This window comes from Rhodococcus sp. BH5, assembly GCF_027583855.1.
GTDB lineage: Bacteria > Actinomycetota > Actinomycetes > Mycobacteriales > Mycobacteriaceae > Rhodococcus_F > Rhodococcus_F qingshengii.
In genome coordinates this window covers 79,951-105,739 of sequence record NZ_JAJHVW010000005.1, presented here as the reverse complement: position 1 = coordinate 105,739, position 25,789 = coordinate 79,951, and the positions used below count along the sequence as shown (strand labels likewise).

Below are 25,789 nucleotides of genomic sequence, written 5' to 3'. Positions count from 1 at the left end.
AACTTTGATAGCGTAAGCGTCTTACTTGCCGGTAGTCCGGAGCCCTGTGGGCTCCGGACACTGCCGCGGGCCAGAGCCGTGCGACGGGGGTCGCAACGAGCCACAGGGCACGCGGACGCTCGATTTCCCGACCGGCTCATCGGCGAGTGGGCAACGAAAAGATGCGTGCATCAGGTACGTGCCCCGCTCGGTTCGATGATTGCGCTGGGGAGCGCATGTCATGACTACACCAGAGAACTCGATCAGCGCTCTCGAAGTGGCCGAATCACCCGATGTCTGCGTCACCGACAATGCGTCCGTCAAGCGCGCTGTCAAGGCAACGATGCTCGGAAATGCCATGGAGTGGTTCGATTTCGGCGTTTACGCATATCTAGCTACCACCATAGGAAAAGTGTTCTTCCCGGACGCGAGCGGCAGCGCTCAACTCCTCTCTACCTTTGCAATTTTTGCGGCAGCCTTCATCGTCCGCCCACTCGGCGGATTGTTCTTCGGTCCACTCGGTGACCGCATCGGACGCAAGAAAGTCCTGGCCACCACCATCATTCTGATGGCGGGCAGCACCTTCGCCATCGGCCTCATCCCGAGCTACGAATCCATCGGTATCGCCGCCCCGATCCTGCTGGTACTCCTACGCCTACTGCAGGGCTTTTCCACCGGCGGCGAATACGGCGGAGCCAGTACGTTCGTCGCCGAATACGCACCGGACAAGCGCCGGGGTTTCTTCGCCAGCTTCCTCGAATTCGGGACTCTGGCAGGATATGTGGCGGCAGCGGGCATCGTGACGATCATCCAGACCGTCGTCAGTGCCGAGGACCTCCTCCAGTGGGGCTGGCGCATCCCCTTCCTCATCGCCGGACCTCTGGGTCTCATCGGCCTGTACCTCCGTCTGCGTTTGGAGGAAACTCCCGCATTCCAGATGATGGAGCAGGCCGAAGAGCGCTCCCTCGCAGATGAATCCACAGGCAAGAAACTACGCGAAACTCTCGTCGACAACTGGCGTCCGCTTGTTCTGTGCATCGTCCTGGTGGCCACGTACAACATCGCTCACTACGGCCTGCTCAGCTACATGCCGACGTATCTGACCAACACGTTGGGTTACGACGAATCCCACGGACTCGTTCTGATGATCATCGTCATGATCGTGATGATGATGGGAATCAGCTACGTCGGAAAGTTCTCGGACCGCGTCGGGCGTAAACCCTTGCTGCTCAGCGGTTTCATCGGATTCTTCGTCCTGTCCCTGCCTGCCTACCTGCTGATCGGCGTCGGCAACTACGTGACGGTCTTCCTGGGACTCGCAATTCTCGGCGGCTTGCTCCTGCTGTTCGTCGGAGTGTTCCCGTCCGTGCTTCCCGCACTGTTTCCGACCGGAATCAGGTACGGCGGCTTGGCAATCGGATACAACCTCGCGGTCTCCATCTTCGGCGGGACCACTCCCCTGGTGCTCACCGCCCTCGAAAGTGCAACGGGCAGCAACTTGGTCGCACCGATGTACATGATGATCGCCGCCGTGATCGGCGGTATCGCAGTCCTGATGATCCCCGAGACCGCACGCAAGCCACTCGACGGCTCTCCGCCCTCTGTCGCCACCGACGAGGAAGCACGTCGGATCATCCGCAAGGTTCGTCGAAAGAGAATGAAGGCCGATAACCTCGAGGTATGAGCACGCCTCGAATCGTCGTCGTCGGCAGTATCAACATGGATCTGACCACGTCAGTGTCCAGATTCCCCGCTCCGGGAGAAACGCTACTCGGCACTGCCTTTGCCACCGCGGCGGGAGGCAAAGGCAGCAACCAGGCCATCGCCGCCGCGAAAGCCGGTGGGGACGTGTCGTTCGTCGGCGCGGTCGGCGACGACGGTTTCGGCACCCAATTGCGCGAGACCCTGCAAGACGCCGGGGTCGACACCGCGTTGCTTCGTAGTGTCGACGGCCCGAGCGGCGTTGCCGCCATCACCGTGAGCGAGGACGCGGAGAACAACATCATCGTCGTCCCGGGCGCCAATTCCTCGGTCACCTCGTTGTCCGAAGTAGACCTCGACGCGATCGCACACGCCGACGTTCTCCTGTGCCAACTCGAAATACCCCTCGACACGGTCACCACAGCGGCCCGGCACGCGCGTGCCAACGGAACAACTGTCATCCTCAATCCTTCACCGGTACAAGACCTTCCGGGCGCCCTGATCGAGTCTGTCGACATCCTGATCGTCAACCAGACCGAGTCGGAGCAGTTGGCCGCGGTCACCGGTCGCGTCCGATACCTCGTCACGACGCTCGGGGCCGGCGGCGCGGATCTCCGGTCGGGCGAGGAGACAATCCACGCCGACTCCCCGGCCGTGACACCCGTGGATACAACTGGCGCAGGCGATGCTTTCACCGGCGCCTTCGCCGTGGAGTGGGTGCAGGGCCAGGACCGCGCCCTGCAGTTCGCTGCCACGGCGGGAAGTCTGGCGACGACGGTCCGCGGCGCGTCGGTGTCGTCACCCACTCGCGCTGCGATCGAAAAAGTCCTGAACCGACAGCTTGACTCTGACACCGTGTGAGGTCGTAAACCTGTAGGTATCGGGTTTGTGAGAGAGAAACGGGGCGATCAAGGATGTTGAGCATCGGAGACTTCGCGAGAGCCGGTCGTGTGTCGGTGCGCATGCTCCGCCACTACGACGCCATCGGTCTGCTCAGACCCGCGAGGGTCGACGCATCCACCGGGTATCGCTCGTACACCGCGGGCCAGTTGGCGCTGCTCAACCGCATCGTCGCTCTCAAGGAGTTGGGCCTGACTCTGGCCCAGGTCCAGCAAGTGGTGGAGTCGGCGGTCACCGTCGACGAGATCCGCGGGATGCTCACGCTTCGCCGAGCAGAACTCGAAACCCGAATCCAGGAAGACACCGCGCGACTGGCGCATGTACAGGCGCGCCTACGGATCATCGAAAGTGAGGGACAGATGTCCGCATACGAGGTTGTGATCAAGTCAGTTCCGGCGCTGCGGGTCGCGGAGTTGACCGGTACCGCCAAGACGATGGATCCGTCGTCGATCGGCCCGGTGGTTCGCGGGTTGTACGAGCGCCTTTGTACCGGTCTGGATCGTGCCGGTATCGCCGCGATCGGACCCGCTGTCGCTTACTACGAGGATGCCGGTGACGACGAGAACGTCGTCGTCCATGCGGCGCTACCGGTAGACGCGAATCCCGATGGCGACTACGAGTTCGCTGTGGTAGACCTGCGGGCCGAAGAGCACGTGGCCTCGCTGCTGCACAAGGGTTCGATGGACAACTGCCTGCCCGCTTATCAGGCGTTGGCCCAATGGATCGACGCAGCGGGATACCGCAATGCCGGCCCCAGCCGTGAGGTGACGCTGGCGTGCCCGGAGGATGTCGACGGCTGGGTCACCGAACTGCAGGAACCTGTTGCCAAGGCCTGAAGCCCGCACGTGTCGGCAGGGTCGTGCACCATGGGGTCCATGACCACCGCCACTGCCCCAGCCATGCGCGACGAAGCCGAGCGGCTGCTCCGCGAACTCGCGGGGCCGGATGCCCGCCTACGCGAGGACCAGTGGACGGCCATCGAGGCGCTGGTGGTGCAGCGCAAACGCGCGCTCGTCGTACAGCGGACCGGCTGGGGCAAATCTGCGGTCTACTTCATCTCGGCGAAGCTGCTCCGGGCAACGGGCCACGGCCCCACCGTCATCGTCTCTCCGTTGTTGGCCCTGATGCGAAACCAGGTCAGTTCTGCCGAACGTGCCGGAGTGCGCGCCGCAACCATCAATTCGGGCAACGTCACCGAATGGGACGACATCCATGCCCGCGTCGCAGCCAATGATCTCGACGTCCTTCTGGTCAGCCCCGAGCGTCTGAACAACCCTGACTTCCGCGATCAGGTGCTCCCGGCCCTGGCAGCTGATGCCGGCCTGGTCGTAGTCGACGAGGCTCACTGCGTTTCCGACTGGGGCCACGACTTCCGTCCCGACTACCGCCGCATCAGGACCTTGATCGCCGAACTCGGCGAGGGCATTCCCGTCCTCGCAACCACGGCGACGGCCAACAACCGCGTCGTCGAGGACGTGTCCGCCCAACTCGGCGTCGGCGGTGAGGAAACCCTCGTCCTTCGCGGCGGGCTCGAACGCGAATCGCTTCACCTCTCTGTAGTCCACATTCCGGAGGCGACGGCGCGCGCTGCCTGGCTTGCCGACATGCTCGAGACGCTGCCGGGTTCGGGCATCATCTACACGCTGACGGTTTCGGCCGCGCGCGACCTCGCAAGCCTGCTCTCCGAGCGCGGCCATACCGTCGCCGCCTACACGGGCCAGACCGATCCCACTGAACGTGAATCTCTCGAGCAGGACTTGTTGGGTAATCGCGTCAAGGCTCTGGTGGCCACCTCGGCACTCGGGATGGGCTTCGACAAGCCTGATCTCGGGTTCGTCGTCCACCTCGGCGCACCGTCGTCGCCGATCTCGTACTACCAGCAGGTGGGCCGCGCCGGTCGTTCCACCGACAGGGCAGACGTGATCCTCCTGCCTGGCGCCGAGGACAAGCAGATCTGGAGTTACTTCGCCTCGGTCGCCTTCCCCCGCGAGCACCTGGTCCGCAGCGTCATCGAACACCTCGACACCGAAAAGGCCACGTCGACACCGGCACTCGAACCTCTGGTGGAGCTCAATCGCACGCGTCTCGAGATGGTCCTCAAAGTCCTCGACGTCGACGGCGCGGTCAAACGCGTCAAGGGCGGGTGGATCAGCACCGGCGAACCCTGGGTGTACGACGCCGAGCGCTACGGCCGACTCGACGACGCCCGCCAGGCCGAGCAGGCCGCAATGGTCGAGTACCAGAGCATCACGACGTGTCGAATGACCTTCCTGCGTGAACAACTCGACGATCCTGGTCTGACCTCGGAGAACTCACAGTGCGGTCGCTGTGACAACTGCACAGGCAATCGCTACGACACCACTGTCGACACCGCCGCCCTCGACGAGACTCGGGCGCGCTTGCAGCGCCCCGGATTCGACCTGGAGCCGCGCAAGATGTGGCCGACCGGCCTGAGCAAGCTGGGCGTCAAGCTGTCCGGGAAGATCACCGAGGGGCCCGAAACCGGGCGCATTCTCGGACGGATGTCGGACCTGGGCTGGGGTCAACGTCTCCGCGCGCTTTTCGACGGTCCCGACGCCGAGGTACCCGATGCGGTGGTCAGCGCGTGTATCAGCGTTCTGGCCGCCTGGAATTGGGCCGAGCGACCCACCGGTGTCATGGCCCTCGAATCCACGACGCATCCTTTGTTGGTGTCGAGCCTGGCTGCCAAGTTGGCCGAGGTCGGGCGATTGACCGACCTGGGCACTCTTCGCTTGCGCCCCGACCACCCTCCGGTGTCGGCAGCGAACTCCGCCTACCGCGTGTCCGGACTGGTCGATGTTTGGGAAGTCCCGGACATGAGCATCCACCAGGGACCGATACTTCTTGTCGACGCAATCGCCGATACCGGTTGGACTTTCACGATGGCCGCGCGCGCACTTCGACAGGCTGGTGCTCACTCTGTACTTCCGTTGGCGCTCGCAAGCCCGAAATAGCGAGTTTTTGCCCGAAATAGTCGCTCCGACAACGGCAAAAGTTACATAATGTGAGCACCATCACATTCATGTCCTCACCTGGGGCGCAACGGGTTCCACACGGCCCGAAACGGACATCTGCATGACTTCGACAGCAATGATTGTTACGTTCAGATGACCGATGAAGCCTGTTGATACGAGAGCTATCCCGACCACCGCGCCGGACGCGGTGTTGTTCAGAAGCCCACAGATCGATGACGGAGTCCGGCTCTGGGAGATCGCACGTGATTCGAAGGTGCTCGACCTCAATTCGAGTTATGCATACCTGTTGTGGTGCAGGGATTTCAGCGCGACGTCCATCGTCGCGGAGGTAGACGGCCGCGTAGTCGGATTCGTTTCCGGTTATACCCGTCCCAGCGCGCAGGAAACCCTGTTCGTGTGGCAAGTTGCGGTCGACGAAGACCAGCGCGGCAAGGCAATTGCTGCCCGCATGCTGTCCGACTTGATGGATCGCACTGCCCCACTGGGTGTTACACATCTGGAGACCACGATCAGCCCCGACAACGAGGCTTCGATCGCACTCTTCACCGCGCTCGCACGTCGACGCGAAGTACCGATAACCAGGCAGACCTTGTTCTCGCCCAACGATTTTCCCGATGGACACGAAGCCGAAGATCTTTACACGATCGGCGCCTAGCGCACTTCGCGCTCGGCATACAGCATGCCCCGGAGGAACAAAGAAGATATGAATATCAACGAAGCAAGCATTTTTGAAACCCTCGAGTCCGAGGTTCGCAGCTACTGCCGTGACTGGCCCGCAGTGTTCACCAGCGCATCCGGATCCTGGATTCGTGACGAGAACGGGCGCGACTACCTCGATTTCTTCGCCGGTGCCGGCGCCCTCAACTACGGCCACAACAACCCGGTGCTCAAATCCGCACTGGTCGACTACATCATGAGCGACGGCATCACGCACGGCCTCGACATGTCGACAGTCGCCAAACGCGAATTCCTCGAGACCTTTCAGCGCAACATCCTCGAGCCACGCGGCCTGGACTACAAGGTCCAGTTCCCCGGCCCGACCGGATCGAACACCGTCGAGGCTGCACTGAAGCTGGCCCGCAAGGTCACCGGACGTTCGGCAGTCATCAACTTCACCAACGCATTTCACGGAATGACACTTGGTGCACTCTCCGTGACCGGTAACTCGATGAAGCGCGCGGGCGCCGGTGTCCCCCTCGTGCACACGACACCGATGCCCTTCGACAACTACTTCGACGGCGTCACCGAGGACTTCCAGTGGTTCTCCCGCGTTCTCGATGATTCCGGCAGTGGAATCAACCGCCCCGCGGCAGTGATCGTCGAAACCGTGCAGGGTGAAGGTGGCGTCAATGTCGCTCGCCCCGAATGGCTTCGGGCGCTGGCAACACTGTGCTCGGATCGCGGAATCCTGTTGATCGTCGACGACGTCCAGATGGGTTGCGGCCGTACCGGCCCGTTCTTCTCCTTCGAAGAGGCCGGAATCGTTCCCGACATCGTCACGTTGTCCAAGTCGATCAGCGGCTACGGAATGCCGATGGCGCTCACGCTGTTCAAGCGTGAACTCGACGTCTGGGGACCGGGCGAGCACAACGGCACCTTCCGCGGCAACAACCCGGCGTTCGTCACCTCCAAGGTGGCACTCGACCACTACTGGTCCGACGACGCCCTCACCAAGACGACGTTGAAGAAGGGCGCACGCATCAGCGAATGCTTCGCCAACCTCTCCGATCAGTTCCCCGGCGAGGTCTCGCACCGCGGGCGTGGCTTGGTTCAGGGCCTCGTGTTCGAACAGCCCGAGCGCGCCGGCAAGGTCTGCCAGTTGGCATTCGACGAGGGATTGCTCGCCGAGACCTCCGGACCCTCCGACCAGGTTGTGAAACTGCTTCCCGCACTGACGATTACCGACGACGAGCTCGAGCACGGCCTCTCCATTCTGGCCGAGGCGACACTCAAGGTCTGCAGCTAGAGGAAGGACTCTCCCATGATCGTTCGCACCACCACCGAGATCACCGACACCGACCGCGACATCACGAGTGAGGACGGAAACTGGCGCAGCAAGCGCATCGTCCTCGGCGGCGACCGCGTCGGGTTCTCGTTCCACGAGACCACCATCAAGGCGGGTTCGGTCAACGAGTTCCATTACGCCAACCACGTCGAGGCTGTCTGGCTCGTCGAGGGCACCGGCAAGCTGATCGACCTCGACAACAACAAGGAATACGATCTCGCACCGGGGTCGATGTACCTGCTCAACGGCCACGAGCGTCACCGCGTCGAGCCGGACACGCAGATGCGCATGCTGTGCGTGTTCAATCCGCCGGTCACCGGGCGTGAGGTGCACGACGAGAACGGTGTCTACCCACTGGTGGAGGTCCCCGCGTAGCGTCTAGTCATGGCGACTGACACCTCTCCACGCGTAGCGATCGGCCCCGTCCCCGATGCACTGCTCGACAGCGCGGTGCTTCGGGGCGGTGGTCTGATCAGTCCGATCGACACTGCGGACGCCCTGATCTGGGCGGGCTCACCCGAGACCTTTCCGTCGGAGTTACCGGCGTCGGTCAGGTGGGTGCAGCTTCCGTCGGCGGGAATCGAGGATTGGTTCGACTCCGGTGTGATTCCGAGGGACACAGAAATCACGTGGACCTCGGCGGCCGGTGCGTTTTCGGCGTCGGTGGCCGAGCATGCACTCATGCTTCTCTTGGCCGGAGTTCGTCACTTGCCTGCACACATCGAGGCTCGAACGTGGCGTCAGTTCGAGTTCTTTCCCAAGATCGGCACCCTTCGTGGCTCGACGGTTGCGATCATCGGCGCAGGCGGTATCGGCCGCGCGCTGATTCCGATGCTGGCCGCGCAGGGGGCGGACAGCATCGCAGTCAATCGTTCCGGTAGCCCGGTCCCCGGGGCGATCTCGACGTACCCCGCATCCAGGATGGATGAAATCTATTCTCGCGCAGATCACTTCGTGATTGCTGCACCCGCCACCCCGGCCACCCGTCACCTCGTGGGCCGTGCGCAGTTGGCGGCGATGCAACCCCATTCCTGGGTGATCAATGTCGCGCGCGGATCACTGGTCGACACCGACGCACTGGTCGAGGCCATCGAGTCGGAACAGATCGGCGGCGCCGGTCTCGACGTCACCGATCCCGAACCCCTCCCGGACGGTCACCCACTGTGGGATCTGACGAATGCGATCATCACACCCCACGATTCCAACCCGCCAGGCGTTCGCCCCGCTGCCTTCGCGGATCACGTCTCCAAGAACGTGACCCGCTTCGCGAAGGGTGAGGCGCTGGCTGCCCTCGTGGACCCAGTAGCCGGATACTGAGTACGCCGCCGAAGCTCGAATGCTCGGACCACGGTTGCCACAAATTACTGTGGCGACTGCGTCTCCGGAAAGAAGAGCGCCCGCGCCCGGCGAGCGACCTCTTCGGCAGGTACATCCTCGACCTTCGTGCATACTGCCCACCTGTGGCCGAACGGATCGAGAAACACTCCATGCCGGTCGCCCGAAAATGTATCGGCCACAGCCGTGACCAGCGTGCCTCCCTCGGCGACTGCCCGAGCGACAAACCCGTCCGTGTCCTCGGTGTAGACGACGATCGACGAATGCACCCAGCCGCCCTGTGGTGATTTGAGTCCGAAGTCCGGCATCTCCTGCGAAAGCTGCAGCATCGAATCGCCGATCCGGATCTCCGCATGCATGAGGGAGCCGTCAGGTGCGTTCATCGCATCGACTATCTCAGCTCCAAGTGCTCGTTTGTAGTAGTCGAGTGCGGCATGACCGTCCGGCACCGCGAGGTAGGGAGTGATCGTGCGGTAACCAGCGGGGATTGGGTTCACTGTGTTCATGTCTACGAGTATCGGCGATCGCACACGTGTTCTATTGAACATTTCGGACTTCCTCCGCGCCTCCGTCTCGCACACGCGCCTATCCTGGAGCAGTGCCCACCGACAACAGCCGCCTCGATGCCCTTCCCGAACTCCTGGCCGGCCGTCGCCTGGCAGTTCTGACGGGCGCCGGCATCTCCACCGACTCCGGAATCCCGGACTACCGCGGACCTGATTCACCCCCGCGCAATCCGATGACGTTCCAGCAGTTCATCGGCGATCCGGCGTTTCGGCGGCACTACTGGGCGCGCAACCACATCGGCTGGCGATACATGGACAGCTCCCGCCCCAACCAGGGCCACCGGGCCGTCGCGGCGCTGGAACGAACAGGGCGAGCCGTCGGCGTGATCACCCAGAACGTCGACCTCCTGCACACCAAGGCCGGCGCGCGAAACGTCATCGACCTCCACGGCACCTACGCGCAGGTTCGATGCCTGAGCTGCCAGCGGCTGATCTCCCGCACCACTCTCGCGGAGAGACTGGAAGAAGCCAATCCTGGATTCGCCGAAACAGTCGCTGCTGCAACAGGAGTCGAAATCGCACCCGACGCAGATGCCGTGATCGAATCCACCGCACACTTTCGCGTCGTGGATTGCGCCGTGTGCGGTGGCTTACTCAAACCGGACATCGTCTACTTCGGCGAATCCGTCCCCAAGGAACGCGTCGCCCGTGCATACAGCCTTGTCGACCAATCCGACGCTCTGTTGGTAGCCGGGTCGTCGTTGACCGTGATGTCCGGCCTACGTTTCGTCCGGTATGCCGCCAAGACCGGGAAGCCGATCGCCATCGTCAATCGAGGCACGACTCGCGGCGACGAATTCGCCGACCTCAAGCTCGAAGTCGGTTGCGCTGAAGCACTTTCCGCCCTCGTCGAGCACGAAAGCTACAGCGCCACCAAGTCGTCCGCGTGAACCACGGGACGCTGCATGTCGGCCGGTAGATCGGTGGTGGAGCGCCCCAGGATCTCCTCGATCTCCGCAGCGTCGAACGCAACGACACCCCGGGCGACGGGCTTCTCCCCCGGCCCCATCAGGGACACGACGTCGCCGGCGTGGAAGTCACCGGATACACCGACGATGCCAGCGGACAGAAGGCTTCGACGCTTGGACACGACCGCGCGGACGGCGCCTTCGTCGAGGTGGAGGTCACCCGATGTGTCAGCGGCGTGACGAACCCAGAATCGGCGGGCCGACAATCGCGTCGGCCGGGGCGCAAATGCCGTTCCGACATCGGCACCACTGAGTGCCTGCGCAGCATCCGATGCTGCCGCGAGCAGAACCGGCACGCCGGAATCAGCGGCCAGGCGTGCTGCTGAGAGCTTCGACGCCATGCCTCCGGTACCGAGGGCGCCACCCGAACCGGCAACCACACCGTCGAGATCCTCGGGACTGTTGACCTCGGGAATCAGTGTGGCATCGCCCTTTCGGGGATCCCCGTCGTACAGTCCGTCCACATCCGACAACAGGATCAACGCGTCGGCGCCGACCAGATGAGCAACCAGTGCAGCCAGCCGATCGTTGTCACCGAATCGAAGTTCGGTGGTGGCAACGGTGTCGTTCTCGTTCACGATCGCCACCGCGTGCAATGCCCGTAGACGATCGAGTGTCCGTTGGGCGTTGCGGTGCTGCGTCCGTCGAGCGATGTCGTCAGCCGTGAGTAGAACCTGCCCGACGGTACGGCCGTAACGGGCGAACGACGTACCCCAGGCGTGAGCCAGAGCCAACTGACCGACGCTGGCCGCAGCCTGCTTGGTCGCGAGATCGCGAGGCCGCTTGGTCAGTCCCAGCGGCGCCAGTCCGGCGCCGACGGCACCGGACGAGACGACGACGACATCGGAACCCGCACGCATGCGAGCCTCGATGGCGTCGGCCAACAGATCGAGTCGGTGAGTATCGAGTCCCGCCACCAGACTGGTGAGCGCAGACGACCCGATCTTCACGACGATACTGTGAGCCGACGCTATCGACTCCCTGGTGGACCCGAGCACAGTCCCGTTCCCTCTCTTCGGTTTTCGTCCTGAAATCGCGTGGGTCAGGCGTCTTCGTCGAGCAAGCCGCGGCGGACACGACGCGCGTGCTTGCGCTCGTCGGCGCCGATGCGCTCCACCTGATCGAGACGCGGGTCGGTTCCACGGCCCGTGCGGGTCAGATCGATACCGGCCGGCGTCATCGGCTCCCACTCGAAGCTGACGTCGCCGATGGTGACGGAAGCTCCTGGCTGAGCGCCCTTCTTGACCAATGCGTCCTCGACGCCCAATCGAGCAAGACGGTCGGCGAGGTAGCCAACGGCCTCGTCGTTGTCGAAGGCGGTCTGACGAATCCACCGCTCCGGGCGGGTGCCTCGGACGACGAACCCACCGGGAATATCGGGATCCTTCTCGATGGTGAAGCTGGAATCCTTGACCTTGACCGGGCGAATGACCTGGCGCTTCGGCTCGGGCTTCGGATGAGCTTCGCGGTAGTCGCGGACCATCTTCGCCAGCGCGAATGTCAACGGTCGCAATCCTTCTCGGCTCACCGCCGAGATGGTGAAGACCGGCCATCCGCGAGCTTCGATCTCAGGCGTGACCATTTCGGCCAATTCAGCGGCCTCGGGAACGTCGGTCTTGTTGAGGATGACGACGCGCGGGCGCTTGTCGAGGTCACCGAGTCCCGAATCGCCGGAGAGCGCGGGCGTGTACGCGGCCAGCTCTGCTTCCAAGGCGTCGATGTCGGAGATCGGGTCACGTCCCGGATCGAGGGTGGCGCAGTCGATCACGTGCGCCAATACGGCGCAGCGTTCGATGTGGCGCAGGAAGTCCAGGCCCAAACCGCGGCCTTCGCTTGCACCGGGGATCAGCCCGGGCACGTCGGCGACGGTGAAGGTGGTGTCACCGCTCGAGACGACGCCGAGGTTGGGGACCAGAGTGGTGAAGGGGTAGTCGGCGATCTTCGGCTTAGCCGCAGAGAGAACGGACACAAGCGAAGACTTACCGGCGGAGGGGAATCCGAGCAGACCGACGTCGGCTACCGACTTGAGTTCGAGAACCAGGTCACGCTCGACACCGTCCTCACCGAGGAGTGCGAAACCGGGAGCTTTGCGGGCTTTCGAGGCGAGTGCTGCGTTGCCGAGTCCGCCGCGGCCACCCTGAGCGGCGTCGAAGCGTGAACCGACTCCCACGAGGTCGGCAAGCACGTTGCCGTCGGTATCGAGAACCACAGTTCCATCCGGAACCTTGAGGATGAGGTCTTCACCGTTTGCACCCTCGCGGTTACTGCCGGCGCCCTGCTTGCCGTTGGTCGCCTTCGCGTTGGGATGGAAGTGAAAGTCGAGGAGGGTGTGGATGTTCTCGTCGACCACGAGGATGACGTCGCCACCGCGACCTCCGTTGGCACCGTCCGGACCGCCGAGCGGTTTGAACTTCTCGCGGTGTACGGAGGCGCAACCATTGCCGCCTTTTCCAGCGCTGACGTGCAGCACAACACGGTCAATGAATCGGGACATGACTGCCGGATCCTTCCTCAGTCAATTGCGGGTCTCACGCGATGAGCTGAACTTCTGGTGAGCAGGGTTGCTCGGGGCAAAACGGGTACTGCTTAAACAAACGATAGGGGCGGACCGGGTTATTTCAACCCTGGTCCGCCCCTATCGGGAGCTTGGAACGCGTCACTCTCTTACCGAAAGCAGAACCGGCTTACCGAAGTAGAACCGATGACGCACAACTAGCGAGAAAGACTAGACCTCAGCCGCAACGACGGCCGGAACGATGTTCACGGTCTTGCGTCCACGCTTCTGGCCGAACTCGACTGCGCCGGCAGCGAGAGCGAACAGGGTGTCGTCGCCGCCACGGCCGACGTTGACGCCGGGGTGGAAGTGCGTGCCGCGCTGGCGAACCAGGATTTCGCCTGCGCTGACCGACTGGCCGCCGAAGCGCTTCACGCCGAGGCGCTGGGCGTTTGAATCGCGACCGTTACGGGAGCTGGATGCACCCTTCTTATGTGCCATGCTATTGACCCTCCTCGGGTGAAATTAGCTAGAAAGAACTGGTTACTTGATGCCCGTGACCTTGAGCACCGTGATCGGCTGCCTGTGGCCCTGACGCTTGTGGTAACCGGTCTTGTTCTTGAACTTGTGGATGCGGATCTTCGGGCCCTTGGTGTGCTCGACGATCTCACTGGTGACTGCGACCTTGGCCAGCTTGGCCGCGTCGGTGGTCAGGTCAGATCCGTCGACCACGAGAACGGGAGCAAGCGAGACAGCAGTGCCGGGCTCACCCTCGATCTTCTCGACCTTGACGAGGTCACCAACAGCGACCTTGTACTGCTTTCCGCCGGTCTTGACGATCGCGTACGTTGCCATCGGAGGGCTACCCCTTGCTTCTTCGAACTTGCTCGCGCTGCTGCCTGAGGCTTCAAATGCATCGCGACTGGTCTGGTTTATGTCACCTCGGCTCGGCACTGACGTACCGGGACATTCACGCGCACTCTAGGCACATGGAATCTCTACCGCCGGGTGGCGACCCTCCAAGGTTACGGGAAAGCAACCGTCAGGGTCAAACCGCCCCGCCGAGGGGTGGTGCTTACTACTCTGTACTGCTTCTACCAGCTGAAACTTCGGATAGCGGTTGGATGTCCTCGCTCATCGCGAAGTCATCCAACCGACCGAAAGCCAGTAGTTCTTACTCTCCGTCTACCGGAGGACCTGCGGGACGTGCTGCTGCACGCCTGCGACGGGGTCTCTTGACGACGACAACTTCTTCCTCAGCCGGAACTTCGGTGGCCGGAGCCGGAACGTTTTCCGCGACCGCGTCCACCACGGGTTCCGGAGTCGGAATCACGAAGACCGTGCCCACCTCGGGAGCTGCCTCGGCAACCGGTGCCGACGCTGCCCGCGACGCCCGGCGACTACGCCGACGACCGCGCGGAGCTGCTTCGGTCGAAGCTGCGGCCGACTCGTTGTCCACTGCGGATACTTCTTCCGCAGCAGAGTCCACAACAGGAACGTCATGGTGCTCAGCAGCAGCAGGAGTATGTATCGGCCGATCTTGTTGCCGATCGGCACTTTTGGATGCATCGTCCCCCGAAGACACACCGGCGGAATCAGACTCGGTCGAGTCGGCCGCGACGGTCTCGTCGTCGTCGTGGTGATGCGAGGCCATCGCCAATGCCACCGGATGAGCCCGCTTGACCGTCGCGTCGACGGCCGGAACCTCCGGCGCCGGAGCTTCCTGTCCGTTGGACTCGGTCGAAGCCGACTTGTCTCCGCGGCCACGCTTGTTCTTGCGCGAGGTACCGGAATCACTGCGCTGCGAGCCCGAACGCGATCCTCCGTCGTCCGAGGACTTCACCTCGACGGGCTCGGAATGGACGATGATGCCGCGGCCGTGGCAGTGCTCACAGGTGGTCGAGAAGGCCTCGACCAATCCGGTGCCCAACTTCTTGCGCGTCATCTGCACGAGCCCGAGTGACGTGACCTCCGACACCTGATGGCGCGTGCGATCGCGACCCAGGCATTCGGTGAGCCGACGCAGGACCAGGTCCCGGTTCGATTCGAGAACCATGTCGATGAAGTCGACGACGATCATTCCGCCGATGTCCCGCAGGCGCATCTGGCGAACGATCTCCTCGGCCGCTTCGAGGTTGTTACGGGTGACGGTCTCTTCGAGGTTTCCGCCGGCTCCGGTGAACTTGCCGGTGTTGACGTCGACGACGGTCATGGCCTCGGTGCGGTCGATCACCAGGGTGCCGCCGGACGGCAGCCACACCTTGCGATCGAGTGCCTTGGCCAACTGCTCGTCGATACGGCGAGCCGCGAAGACGTCGATACCGTTGTTCGGCGTGTACTTCTCGAGCCGCGGAAGCAGGTCGGGCGCAACGGAGTTGATGTAGTTCTCGACCGTCGTGTGCGCCTTCTCGCCCTCGATGACCAGCTTGGAGAAGTCCTCGTTGAACAGATCACGAATGACCTTGACCAGCATGTCAGGCTCTTCGTACAGCGCCTGCGGGTTGCCGGACTTACCGGTGTCCGCAGCCGCAGCCTGCTCCTCGATGCCGGCCCACTGAGCCTGCAGACGAGTCACGTCGCGCGCCAACTCTTCTTCGCTGACGCCCTCGGACGCCGTGCGAATGATCACGCCCGCGTCGGCGGGCACGATGTCGCGCAAGATTTCCTTGAGACGCTTGCGCTCGGTGTCCGGAAGCTTGCGGCTGATACCCGTGGACGTACCACCGGGCACGTAGACGAGGAAACGACCGGCAAGCGAAATCTGTGTCGTCAGTCGAGCACCCTTGTGGCCGACCGGATCCTTGCTGACCTGAACGAGCACCTGATCGCCAGGCTTGAGAGCCTGCTCGATCTTGCGCGAGTTGCCACCGAGACCGGCAGCCTCCCAGTTGACCTCACCGGCGTAGAGAACACCGTTGCGGCCACGTCCGATGTCGATGAACGCAGCTTCCATGCTGGGGAGCACGTTCTGGACACGTCCGAGGTACACGTTGCCGACCATCGACGCGGACGCCGAGTTGGTGACGAAGTGCTCGACCAGCACTCCGTCTTCGAGGACTGCTACCTGTGTAGTCGCATGCGGCTGACCGCTGTCTGCCCGATCGCGCACAACCATGACGCGATCGACGGCCTCACGACGCGCGAGGAACTCCGACTCGGTCAGGATCGGTGGGCGACGTCGGCCGGCGTCACGACCGTCGCGGCGACGCTGACGCTTCGCTTCCAGACGTGTCGAACCACTGATGCCCTGGACCTCGTCCTTGACGCGGGTCTTGTTGCGAGGTTCGCGCTCGTGAACGACGGTGTTCGGCGGATCGTCCTCGGACGTCGCAGTCGCGTCGGTGGCACCGTCGGTGCCGGTCTTGCGACGACGACGACGGCGGCGACGGCGGCTCGATCCGTCGGCATCGAGATCGGAATCGTCGGCATTCTCGGAATCCGCATCAGCGGTGGACTCGGACTTATCACCGGATTCTTCGCCGGCAGCGTCGTCGGTTTGCTTCTCGACTGCCGCAGGGGCAGATTCCTGCTCCGATTCGGTAGCGGTATCCGACTCTTCGTCCGAACCCTGCTCGCCACCCTGTTCACCGCGACCACGTCCACGTCCACGGCGTCCACGACGACGGCGACGCGGCTGATCGTCGTCCTCGTCCTCGGACTCGGCGCTCTCGCCCTCGGTTTGCGGTGCGGTCACAGCCGGCTCTTCGACGGCAGGAACTGCAACCGGCGCTGCCTCGGGAACGACGGTTTCGGCTTCCGCGGTTGTCTGCTTCTCTTCGACGACCGCCGGTGCAGCAGGCTCGCGGCGTGCGCGACGGCGACGCGGAGCTACCTCGGCGGCTTCGAGATCCGGCTGCAGGAACAGCGGGACCTGCGGCGCGGCGGGAGCCACCTCGGGCTGATGGGTCTGCGGCGCCTCGAAGGAAGTGAACAGATCGGACTGCTCGGCTTCCTTGCTCTGCAGCGCAGCAGCGGCGTCGAGTCCAGCGCTGATCTCGGCGACAGCCGGATCCACTGCTTCTTCTGCTGCAGGTTCTTCGACGACGACCTTTTTGCGGGTGCGACGAGCCCTGACAGGCTTCTCGGCCGGAGCCTCTGCAACAGGAGCCTCCACGGGAGCTTCTGCAGCAGGCTCCTCGACAACAGGCGCCTCGACAACCGGGTCGATGAGGGTGTCGAGCTCGGCGACGACGGGCTCGATGGCCTCGGCCGCGGAAGTCAACGAGGCATGAATCCGCTGAGCGACGTCACGGTGGAGACTCGACTGCGCGCTGCGCAATTCGGTACCGAGCGCTGCGGCTTCGGCAAGGACCTGCTTGCTGGTGACGCCGAGCAACTTCGCCAGCGCGTGTACGCGCATCTTGTCGGGAAATTCCGGGGTGGTGCTGGAATCTGATTCGGTTGGGGATTGATCGGCCACGTAAGTCTCCTCAGCCCCCGGGCGCGTCCAACCCAGAAGTCGAGTTGTCACGCGGCCACGCGGGAGCGTGCTGTGTGTACTCGCACTCAGAAGTGAGTACGAGATTGTAAGGTCTCGCTCCGCATGGTCCGCAATGCCCGTTATTCACTGCGAGCACATGAAGTGCCTGGCTGGATGGCCGTTGTCCTGTGCGCGAGCGCCTGATCATCCAGCGTGCAGAGGTCCAGGGATTTCCTGTTGACCTGGAGCAGCGATGAAAGGGCATCGAACCTAGGTGTCATCCGGTTGAACGTGCGTAAAACAAATTGCGGTTCAACTGAAAGCAGTATCCCACACCAACGCGCCTGCAACTGCAAAGGGCGCACCGATGTGGGATACGTGCCGAGAATTCGCTGTGGAGATGTGGGCCGAAGGCCCGTTCATGTGGGCCAGAGGCCCGATCGGAGATTCAGATGGACGACAGCGCGGGGAACCACAGAGCGATTTCACGCTCTGCCGACTCCACGGAGTCGCTGCCGTGAACGAGGTTCTGCTGCGCTTCGAGTCCGAAGTCGCCGCGGATCGTACCCGGAAGAGCCTTGTCGACCGGGTCGGTTCCGCCGGCCAACTGACGGAAAGCAGCGATGGCTCGGGGGCCTTCGAGCACTGCGGCCACCAGCGGACCGGAGGTGATGAACTCCAACAAGCTCGGGTAGAACGGACGCTCGGCGTGTTCTGCGTAGTGGCTACCAGCCACCTCTTCGGAAGCTACGCGGAGGTCGAGTGCTGCAATTGTCAGGCCTTTGCGCTCGATACGGCTGAGGATTTCTCCTACGTATCCACGGGCAACGGCGTCGGGCTTGATCAGTACGAGGGTGCGCTCAGTCACAGCGGACAGCCTAAATGGTCAGTCCCGCTGACCGGGAAGCAGGCCCTTGTCCATCCGGCGCTTGATGTCTCTCTGCAGGTAGACGAGGTATCCCCAGACGATCCCGAAGGTGATCGCCACACCGGCGATCGACGGGTGGACGAAGAAACCGAACAGAAGAATCACCTGCAGCGCGACGTTGAACCCCATCGCCCACGGCTTGCCCTGGATGCCCGCACCCAGAATCATCAGTACCGCCAACCCGATGATGAATCCCGCGGAGGCCGCGGTGAGGCCTCCGCCGACGACCGCGACAACCGGCAAAGCCAGCAGCACGACGATCGCCTCGAGGATCAGGGTTCCGGCCATCACTCCGCGGAAGCTTTTCCACGGGTCCTTGGTCGGCGGCCCGAACTCGCCGGCAGTGTCTCCGGGCTCGTGGTCTCCGGACTCGGGATTGGCATCTGACGGGGTACTCACGCGGGGTCCTTTCCGAACAGCGTGCGGGCGGCGCCTGCGGTCACGACGGATCCCGTCACCACCACACCCGCCCCTGATACGGCCTCACCGGGTTCGGCGACCTGCTCGGCGATTTCGATCGCGACTTCCAAGGCGTCGGCAAGCACCGGCGCAACGACGACGCGCTCGTCGCCGAACTTCGCGACGGCGATGTTCGCCAGTTCTTCGACGTCCATCGCCCGGGGTGACCCGTTGTGGGTGACGACGATCTCGTCGAAGACGGATTCGAATGCAGTCAAGATGGCGTCGACGTCCTTGTCCGCCATGACGCTGACCACTCCCACGAGCTTGCGGAAGTCGAACTCGGCGGCCAGTGCGGCCGCGAGAGCGCGGGCACCGTCTGGATTGTGGGCGGCGTCGAGAAAGACCGTCGGCGCACTCCGAACACGTTCGAGGCGACCAGGATTGACGATCGAGGCGAACCCGTTGCGGATTGCATCCTGATCCAGTTGTCGATCCGGACCGGCACCGAAGAACGCTTCTACGGCAGCGAGCGCGAGCGCGGCGTTGCGCGCCTGATGCTCACCGTGAAGGGGGAGGAAGATGTCGGTGTACACACCGCTCAAGCCTTGAAGTTCGAGCTGCTGTCCGCCCACCGCGATCTGGCGAGCAAGCACCTTGAACTCCGAGCCTTCACGAGCGACCGCGGCCTCCACCTCGACAGCACGCCGCAGCAATACCTCCATGACTTCGGGAGTCTGCTCGGCGATGATCGCGACGGTGTCCACCGGAACCAGGTCCTCGCGGCCCTTCTTGATGATCCCGGCCTTCTCCTCCGCGATCCCGGCCAGGTCGGTGCCCAGGTACTCGGCGTGATCGAGGCTGATCGGCGTGATCACCGCAACCTGCCCGTCGATCACGTTGGTGGCGTCCCAGCGTCCGCCGAGGCCGACCTCGACCACGGCGACGTCGACCGGCGCCTCCGCGAAGGCCGCATAGGCCATGGCGGTGAGCACTTCGAACTTGCTCATCGCCGGTCCCCCGGCTTCCTCCGACTGTGCGTCGATCATCTGCACGTACGGCTCGATCTCGCGGAACGTGTCCACGTAGAGCCGCGGCGAGATCGGATGACCGTCGATGCTGATCCGCTCGGTCGCGATCTGCAGATGAGGGCTGGTGGTTCGCCCGGTGCGACGATGCAGAGCCGTCATCAACGAATCGATCATGCGCGTCACCGACGTCTTACCGTTGGTTCCCGTGACGTGCACCGACGGATAGTTGTGCTGAGGCGAGCCCAGGACATCCATGAGCGCCTCGATACGAGTCAGTGACGGCTCGATCTTGGTCTCGGGCCAACGCTTGTCGAGTTCTGCTTCCACCAGCGCCAGTTCGGCGATGTCGACCGGAGTCGGAACCGAACTCTGAGCGTCGAATTGGGACGGTTCGTACGAACTCACTTGTCGGCCAACTCCTTCAGACGTCCCGTGATGCGCTCGATCTCTTCGACGGCGATCTGGCGACGTGTCTTGATCTTGTCCACGACGGCGTCGGGCGCCTTCGCCAGGAAGGCCTCGTTCGCCAGCTTGTTGTCAGCGGTGACGAGCTCCTTCTGCGCTGCCGCGAGGTCCTTTTCGAGCCGCTTCTTCTCGGCGCCGAGGTCGATGGTGCCCGAGGTGTCGATGTCGACAGTGACGGTGCCCTGGCTCAGGCGCACCTCGACGGAGATCGACGCGGTGAATCCCTCTTCGGGTTCGGTCAGCTTGGCCAGCGCCGCCACGTAGGCGAACTGGCCGTCCATGCCGGCCTCCGAGAGCCCGGACGCACGAGCCGGGACCTTCTGGGAAGGCTTGAGTCCCTGATCGTTTCGGAATCGTCGCACCTCGGTGATCAGCTTCTGCGTGTCTTCGATCCTGGTTGCGGCCTGGGCGTCGACTGCCTCACCGGACAACACGGGCCATTCGGCGACGACGACGGACTCGCCGCCGGTGAGCACCTTCCACAGGGTTTCGGTCACGAACGGAATGACCGGGTGCAGGAGGCGGAGCAGTGCATCGAGAACGTTGCCGAGCACGGCGCGGGTGTTCGCGGCGACGGCCTCGTCGGCGGCGAACTGCACCTTGGCGAGTTCGAGGTACCAGTCACAGACCTCGTCCCACGCGAAGTGGAACAGGCCTTCGCACGCCTTGCTGAACTCGTAGCGATCGAATGCGGCGTCCGCCTCGGCCTGGACCGTGTCGAGACGGTCGAGGATCCAACGATCGGCGTCGGTCAGTTCGCTTCGAGCGGGCAGCGGCGCGGGGGCAGCGCCGTTCATCAGAGCGAACTTGGTCGCGTTGAACAACTTGGTCGCGAAGTTGCGCGAGGACTGCGCCGAGTCCTCACCGACGGACAGGTCGCTGCCCGGGTTGGCGCCGCGTGCAAGTGTGAATCGCAGGGCGTCGGCGCCGAAACGATCGACCCAGTCGAGTGGGTCGATACCGTTGCCGCGAGACTTCGACATCTTCTTGCCGTACTGATCGCGGACCAGTCCGTGCAGGAACACGTCCTTGAACGGCATCTGCGCGCCGGACTTACCCGAACCGGCGGTGATCGACTCGTCCTCGGACACGTAGGTGCCGAACATCATCATGCGGGCGACCCAGAAGAACAGGATGTCGTAGCCGGTGACGAGAACGCTGGTGGGATAGAACTTTTCGAGTTCGGGCGTGTTGTCCGGCCAGCCCATCGTCGAGAAGGGCCACAGTCCGGAGGAGAACCAGGTATCGAGGACGTCGGGATCCTGGACCCAGCCTTCCGGCGCCGTTTCGTCAGGACCGAAGCACGCAACTTCACCCTCGGGGCCGTACCAGACCGGAATGCGGTGACCCCACCAGAGCTGACGGGAAATGCACCAGTCATGCATGTTGTCGACCCAGTCGAACCAGCGTGGCTCCTGGCTCGCCGGGTGAATGACGGTGTCCCCGTTGCGAACCGCGTCACCCGCAGCCTTGGCAAGCGTCTCGACCTTGACCCACCACTGCAACGAGAGACGAGGCTCGATGGCCTCGCCACTGCGCTCGGAGTGCCCGACGCTGTGCAGGTACGGGCGCTTCTCGGCGACGACGCGTCCCTGCTCGGCGAGAGCTTCGCGAACCTTGACGCGAGCCTCGAAGCGGTCCATTCCGTCGAATTCGGTTCCGGTGTCGGCAATCTTGCCGGTCTTGTCCATGATGGTGGGCATCGGCAGGTTGTGCCGCAGGCCCATCTCGAAGTCGTTGGGATCGTGAGCCGGCGTGATCTTCACAGCGCCGGTTCCGAACTCGGGGTCGACGTAGTCGTCGGCGATGATCGGGATCTGACGCCCGGTGAACGGATGATCGAGAGTGGTGCCGATGAGGTGCTTGTAGCGCTCGTCCTCGGGATGGACCGCTACTGCGGTGTCACCGAGCATCGTCTCGACGCGAGTGGTCGCGACGATGACGTGCGGCTCGTTGTCGTCGAGCGAGCCGTAGCGCAGGGAAACCAGCTCACCCTCGACGTCCTCGAACTTCACCTCGATGTCGGAGATCGCGGTCTGCAGCACCGGCGACCAGTTCACGAGACGCTCGGCGCGGTAGATCAGGCCCTCGTCGAACATGCGCTTGAAGACGGTCTGGACGGCGCGGGAGAGGCCCTCGTCCATCGTGAAACGATCACGACTCCAGTCGACGCCGTCACCGATGCGCCGCATCTGGCCACCGATGGTTCCACCGGATTCGCGCTTCCAGTCCCAGACCTTGTCGATGAACAGCTCGCGGCCGAAATCTTCCTTGGTCTTTCCGTCGGCAGCGAGTTGCTTCTCGACGACGGACTGCGTGGCGATACCGGCGTGGTCCATGCCTGGCAGCCACAGCACCTCGTAGCCCTGCATCCGCTTGCGACGGCTGAGCACGTCCATGAGGGTGTGATCCAGGGCATGGCCCATGTGCAGGCTGCCGGTGACGTTCGGGGGCGGCAGCACGATGGAGTAGCCGGGCTTGTCGCTGGTCGCGTCGGCCTGGAAGTACCCGGCGTCTACCCAGCCTTGATACAGATCGGCCTCTACCGCGCTGGGGTCCCAGCTCTTGGGTAGGGCGTCGGCGGGGGTCTGGGGGTTCTCTGGAGCTGCACTGGTCACCACTTGATCCTAATGACTCCCCCGTCGTGAACGAATTCGCCCGTCGGCCGCCGCAGCGCACACGAACGACTGCCCCGCAGTCCGGGGTCAGCCGAACAAACGATATTCACCGATCCGCTCCGCTGACAGGATCGCTCTGAAGGACGACCGACCAACGACCCGTGGAGCAAATATGTTGAACAACTGGAGTTCTCGCCGTCCCGGCGTTCGAACCTTGGCGGCGGCCGCGACGATCGGAGCGGCGGTTGCCCTCGTGCTTCCGGCGACTGCGTCTGCTGCCCCCGGCATCGAAGAAAGTGTGCAAGGAAGCATCGACAGTGGCAGCGCCACGATCAACGGAAGCGTCGGCGATATCGGGAACGACATCGCAAACGGCATCGCCAGCGGCAGCGTGGGTGACATCGTCGGCGGGATCGCCACTGGGAACCTCAACGACGTCCTCGGCGGCCTGAACGCCGGCTCGACCAGCGCGATGGACATCGTCAACGGCCTGGCCAGTGGCAACGTCAGGGACATTCTCAGTGGCCTGGCCAGCGGCAGCGGCGGCGGCGGATCATTTGCGCCCACGCAGCGCTGCGACGCCTCGACCGTCTCGGGCGGCGCAGGAATCACCAGCACCAAGCACGAACTCGGCCGCGGTGGCCCGACCTCGTTCGTGCTCGGCTACGAGACCGAAAACGTCCCGGACCTGATCGAGGTGTACTACGAAGGTCGGTTGATCCACAGCACCGGATACATCGGCGACAACATCAACGAGGGAACTGGTTCAGCTGTCGTCAACGTGCCCGCCGGTGGGGCGTCGTCCGTTCTGGTTCGCGTCACGGGCCCTGACCACACCGAGTGGTCGTACACCGTTCGTTGCCCCGGCGCCTGATTCCGGTCCGGATCCACGCGAAGACGCTCGTGCCTCGTTCGGTGTTTCATCCGAACGAGGCACGCGCGGGTTCAGCCCAGAATCTCCGGTAGCGCGACATCTTCGCCGAGAACGTGCTCGGAGAGGAACGCGGTGACCACCTCGTACCAGATCTTGGTGTGCTGCGGCTTGAGCACCCAATGATTCTCGTCGGGGAAGTAGAGGAAGCGATGGTCCGTTTTCCCGTCGTCGTCGGCGGGCAGACCTGACTCGGCAAGCAGTTCGTACCAGAGTCGCAAGCCCTCACCGATCGGAACCCGGTAGTCCTTGTCGCCATGGATGACCAGCATCGGAGTCGTGATGTCCGCGACGTACAGATGCGGCGAATTCTCGACGGCCATCTCAGGCGACATCTCGCGCTGCCAGTACCAGGCAGCGTCCGTCGTCGGGCCGAATTGATCGAGTGCCCACAGACTCGCGTGGGTGACGATGGCGTCGAAACGGTTGGTATGTCCGGCAATCCAGTTGGCCATGTAACCACCGAACGAACCACCCATCGCGCCGGTTCGCTTGGGGTCGATCTCGGGCTGGGCGACAGCAGCATCGGTGATCGCCATCAGATCGGTGAAGGGCGCCTTGCCCCACTGACCCCACCCCCGCTGGACGAAGTCCTGGCCGTATCCGGTCGAGAGCGCGGGATCTGGTAGCAGTACTGCATAGCCCTTGGCGACGAGCAGCCACGGATTCCACCGCCAGGACCAGGTGTTCCACGAACCGAGTGGGCCGCCGTGGACCCAGAGAAGCAATGGCACCGGTGCATGCGGCGCGGCGCCCGTCGGCAGCGCCAACCAGCTACGCACCGTCGAACCGTCCTCGGCACGCGCGGTGATCTCGGTCAGTGTTCCCGGCAGCTCCGGCAAAGTGTCGGGCCCACGAAGTGCGGTGATCTCACCTGATCGCAGATCGACCCGCACCACGTGCGGGGGCGCTTCGTACGAGGCTCGCAACGCGTAGATCGACTCACCGTCCGGCGCCACTCGAAGGTCGGTGTACGCCGCGTCGTCGGCTGTCAGGCGCACTGGTTGGCCCCACAGGTCGATGGTGAAGATCGGACCGCGGCCGCCGTCGTCAGCGGTGACGACCAGCCCGGATCCGTCGGGTAGCCAGGCAAGTGAGGTAGGCCAGCGATCCCAGCCGTCGGCGACGCCGGTCACGGCACCGGATCCGAAGTCGTAGAGCTGCAGAGTCATTCGTGGTGCGGACTCCGGTGTGGTGAGTGTCTCCCGGATGAACGCGAGCTTGGTTCCGTCCGGCGAGAGCACCGGGTTGTAGACGTCCGCGTCGGCCTCGTCGACAAGCGTGACTCGGTCACCGGTCACCGTGTCGATCCGAACCAACGTCGATCGGCGGGCGGCACTCGCATCGCCGACAGTCCACGTGGTCACGACGAAGAGACCGTCGTCGGAAATCGTGGTCGACGTCTCCCGCAGCGCTGCGCCTGCCGTCGGTGTGATGTCCCGCAACTCGACGGATTCCTTCGAATCCGTCTCGGCCACAACCAGATGCGGATGATCGGGGCCCAGGTCGTGGTCCCAGTGGCGCACCGGATAACCGGTGTGCAGCATCGCCGTGACTTTCTTGTCCTTGCGCGCCGATCGCACCTGATCGTCCTGGTCGAGGCTGATCGCCGAAGCCATGACCGACGTCTGGGCCACGAACGTCGGCGCCGCCTTCGCCGCTGATACCGACGAGACACCACCGGGACGCGAGATCAGCAGCTGAGCTTCTCCGCCCGCCGCTGGTAGGCGCCAGAGTGCTGGTTGCGGATCACTCTCGCCCGGCACGGCTCGCGTGGCAGTGAAGAGCACGTCGCCGTCGAACGCGAAGGCAGCACCGGACTCGCTGGTCGAACCCCAGGTCAACCGACGCGCAGGACGCCGGCCTTCCGGGTCGATCTCCCACAACGAGGACACGTATTCGGCGCTCTTGTCGTCGAGAACGGCGCGCGCGCAGATCAGCAGCGAGCCGTCAGGTGACAACACCAGGCCGGACAACCTGGCCAGAGCGATGTAGTCGTCGAGTTCGTCGAACGGTGTGCCTGCGTGGAGCTCGGGAATCTGGGTCACCACTA

The 25,789-nt window shown here is 63.7% G+C and carries 21 protein-coding genes; 10 read left to right on the top strand and 11 right to left on the bottom strand.

The genetic code is table 11. From position 1 onward, the window contains the following. The first annotated feature begins 220 nt into the window (after positions 1-220). The 8 genes from RhoBH5_RS14525 (at position 221) to RhoBH5_RS14490 (ending at position 8,898) form a co-directional block, all read left to right on the top strand. Positions 221-1,663, top strand: coding sequence for an MFS transporter (locus tag RhoBH5_RS14525; protein WP_003944479.1), 1,443 nt, complete (start codon positions 221-223; stop codon positions 1,661-1,663). Further along, positions 1,660-2,541, top strand: coding sequence for a ribokinase (locus RhoBH5_RS14520; RefSeq protein WP_030536629.1), 882 nt, complete (start codon positions 1,660-1,662; stop codon positions 2,539-2,541). Before RhoBH5_RS14525 ends, RhoBH5_RS14520 begins: the two co-directional genes overlap by 4 nt. 53 nt (positions 2,542-2,594) lie before the next feature. After that, the gene (locus tag RhoBH5_RS14515) at positions 2,595-3,416 is read left to right on the top strand and encodes a MerR family transcriptional regulator (protein WP_007731010.1); all 822 of its coding nucleotides are present in this window, start codon (positions 2,595-2,597) and stop codon (positions 3,414-3,416) included. A 39-nt stretch (positions 3,417-3,455) separates the two neighbouring features. Beyond that, positions 3,456-5,555: a RecQ family ATP-dependent DNA helicase gene (locus RhoBH5_RS14510; protein WP_030536630.1), complete on the top strand. Its 2,100-nt coding sequence runs from the start codon at positions 3,456-3,458 to the stop codon at positions 5,553-5,555. 160 nt (positions 5,556-5,715) lie between these two features. Beyond that, complete coding sequence (gene ectA, locus RhoBH5_RS14505; protein ID WP_003944572.1) at positions 5,716-6,231, top strand: diaminobutyrate acetyltransferase; 516 nt, start codon at positions 5,716-5,718, stop codon at positions 6,229-6,231. 48 nt (positions 6,232-6,279) lie between these two features. Further along, positions 6,280-7,542: a diaminobutyrate--2-oxoglutarate transaminase gene (ectB, locus tag RhoBH5_RS14500; RefSeq protein ID WP_007731008.1), complete on the top strand. Its 1,263-nt coding sequence runs from the start codon at positions 6,280-6,282 to the stop codon at positions 7,540-7,542. A 15-nt stretch (positions 7,543-7,557) separates the two neighbouring features. After that, positions 7,558-7,956: an ectoine synthase gene (locus tag RhoBH5_RS14495; RefSeq protein ID WP_003944463.1), complete on the top strand. Its 399-nt coding sequence runs from the start codon at positions 7,558-7,560 to the stop codon at positions 7,954-7,956. Positions 7,957-7,965: 9 nt separating this feature from the next. After that, complete coding sequence (locus tag RhoBH5_RS14490) at positions 7,966-8,898, top strand: D-isomer specific 2-hydroxyacid dehydrogenase family protein (RefSeq protein ID WP_030536631.1); 933 nt, start codon at positions 7,966-7,968, stop codon at positions 8,896-8,898. Between the two features lie 44 nt (positions 8,899-8,942). Here RhoBH5_RS14490 and RhoBH5_RS14485 read toward each other — a convergent pair whose 3' ends face one another. Next, a complete protein-coding gene (locus RhoBH5_RS14485) occupies positions 8,943-9,464 on the bottom strand; it encodes a VOC family protein (RefSeq protein WP_083059232.1) in 522 nt (173 codons plus the stop codon). Between the two features lie 50 nt (positions 9,465-9,514). Between RhoBH5_RS14485 and RhoBH5_RS14480 the strand changes: the two genes are divergently transcribed. Continuing rightward, the gene (locus RhoBH5_RS14480) at positions 9,515-10,372 is read left to right on the top strand and encodes an NAD-dependent protein deacetylase (protein ID WP_007730998.1); all 858 of its coding nucleotides are present in this window, start codon (positions 9,515-9,517) and stop codon (positions 10,370-10,372) included. Here the strand turns inward: RhoBH5_RS14480 and proB are convergent. The 9 genes from proB to RhoBH5_RS14435 form a co-directional block, all read right to left on the bottom strand. Next, entirely contained in the window at positions 10,345-11,448 is a 1,104-nt protein-coding gene (gene proB / locus RhoBH5_RS14475) for a glutamate 5-kinase (RefSeq protein ID WP_003944552.1), read from the bottom strand. The genes RhoBH5_RS14480 and proB overlap by 28 nt on opposite strands. Before the next feature lie 44 nt (positions 11,449-11,492). Then, positions 11,493-12,944, bottom strand: a complete 1,452-nt coding sequence (obgE, locus tag RhoBH5_RS14470) for a GTPase ObgE (protein ID WP_003944579.1) — start codon at positions 12,942-12,944, stop codon at positions 11,493-11,495. Between the two features lie 231 nt (positions 12,945-13,175). Then, positions 13,176-13,445, bottom strand: coding sequence for a 50S ribosomal protein L27 (gene rpmA / locus RhoBH5_RS14465; protein WP_003944532.1), 270 nt, complete (start codon positions 13,443-13,445; stop codon positions 13,176-13,178). Between the two features lie 42 nt (positions 13,446-13,487). Beyond that, a complete protein-coding gene (rplU, locus tag RhoBH5_RS14460; RefSeq protein ID WP_003944533.1) occupies positions 13,488-13,799 on the bottom strand; it encodes a 50S ribosomal protein L21 in 312 nt (103 codons plus the stop codon). Positions 13,800-14,118: 319 nt separating this feature from the next. Continuing rightward, the gene (locus RhoBH5_RS14455) at positions 14,119-17,364 is read right to left on the bottom strand and encodes a translation initiation factor IF-2 N-terminal domain-containing protein (RefSeq protein WP_192712953.1); all 3,246 of its coding nucleotides are present in this window, start codon (positions 17,362-17,364) and stop codon (positions 14,119-14,121) included. A gap of 448 nt (positions 17,365-17,812) precedes the next feature. Continuing rightward, positions 17,813-18,232: a nucleoside-diphosphate kinase gene (gene ndk, locus RhoBH5_RS14450; RefSeq protein ID WP_003944527.1), complete on the bottom strand. Its 420-nt coding sequence runs from the start codon at positions 18,230-18,232 to the stop codon at positions 17,813-17,815. A gap of 18 nt (positions 18,233-18,250) precedes the next feature. Continuing rightward, positions 18,251-18,691 (bottom strand): DUF4233 domain-containing protein, encoded by a 441-nt coding sequence (locus RhoBH5_RS14445; RefSeq protein ID WP_003944448.1) that lies wholly within the window; start codon positions 18,689-18,691, stop codon positions 18,251-18,253. Further along, positions 18,688-20,127 (bottom strand): bifunctional tetrahydrofolate synthase/dihydrofolate synthase, encoded by a 1,440-nt coding sequence (folC, locus tag RhoBH5_RS14440; protein ID WP_003944455.1) that lies wholly within the window; start codon positions 20,125-20,127, stop codon positions 18,688-18,690. Before folC ends, RhoBH5_RS14445 begins: the two co-directional genes overlap by 4 nt. Beyond that, positions 20,124-22,805, bottom strand: coding sequence for a valine--tRNA ligase (locus RhoBH5_RS14435; protein ID WP_050654661.1), 2,682 nt, complete (start codon positions 22,803-22,805; stop codon positions 20,124-20,126). Before RhoBH5_RS14435 ends, folC begins: the two co-directional genes overlap by 4 nt. A gap of 172 nt (positions 22,806-22,977) precedes the next feature. Here RhoBH5_RS14435 and RhoBH5_RS14430 point away from each other — a divergent pair, with 172 nt between their 5' ends. Further along, positions 22,978-23,679, top strand: coding sequence for a hypothetical protein (locus tag RhoBH5_RS14430; RefSeq protein ID WP_007730988.1), 702 nt, complete (start codon positions 22,978-22,980; stop codon positions 23,677-23,679). Between the two features lie 71 nt (positions 23,680-23,750). Here RhoBH5_RS14430 and RhoBH5_RS14425 read toward each other — a convergent pair whose 3' ends face one another. Continuing rightward, complete coding sequence (locus RhoBH5_RS14425) at positions 23,751-25,784, bottom strand: S9 family peptidase (protein WP_050654660.1); 2,034 nt, start codon at positions 25,782-25,784, stop codon at positions 23,751-23,753. Positions 25,785-25,789: the final 5 nt, after the last annotated feature.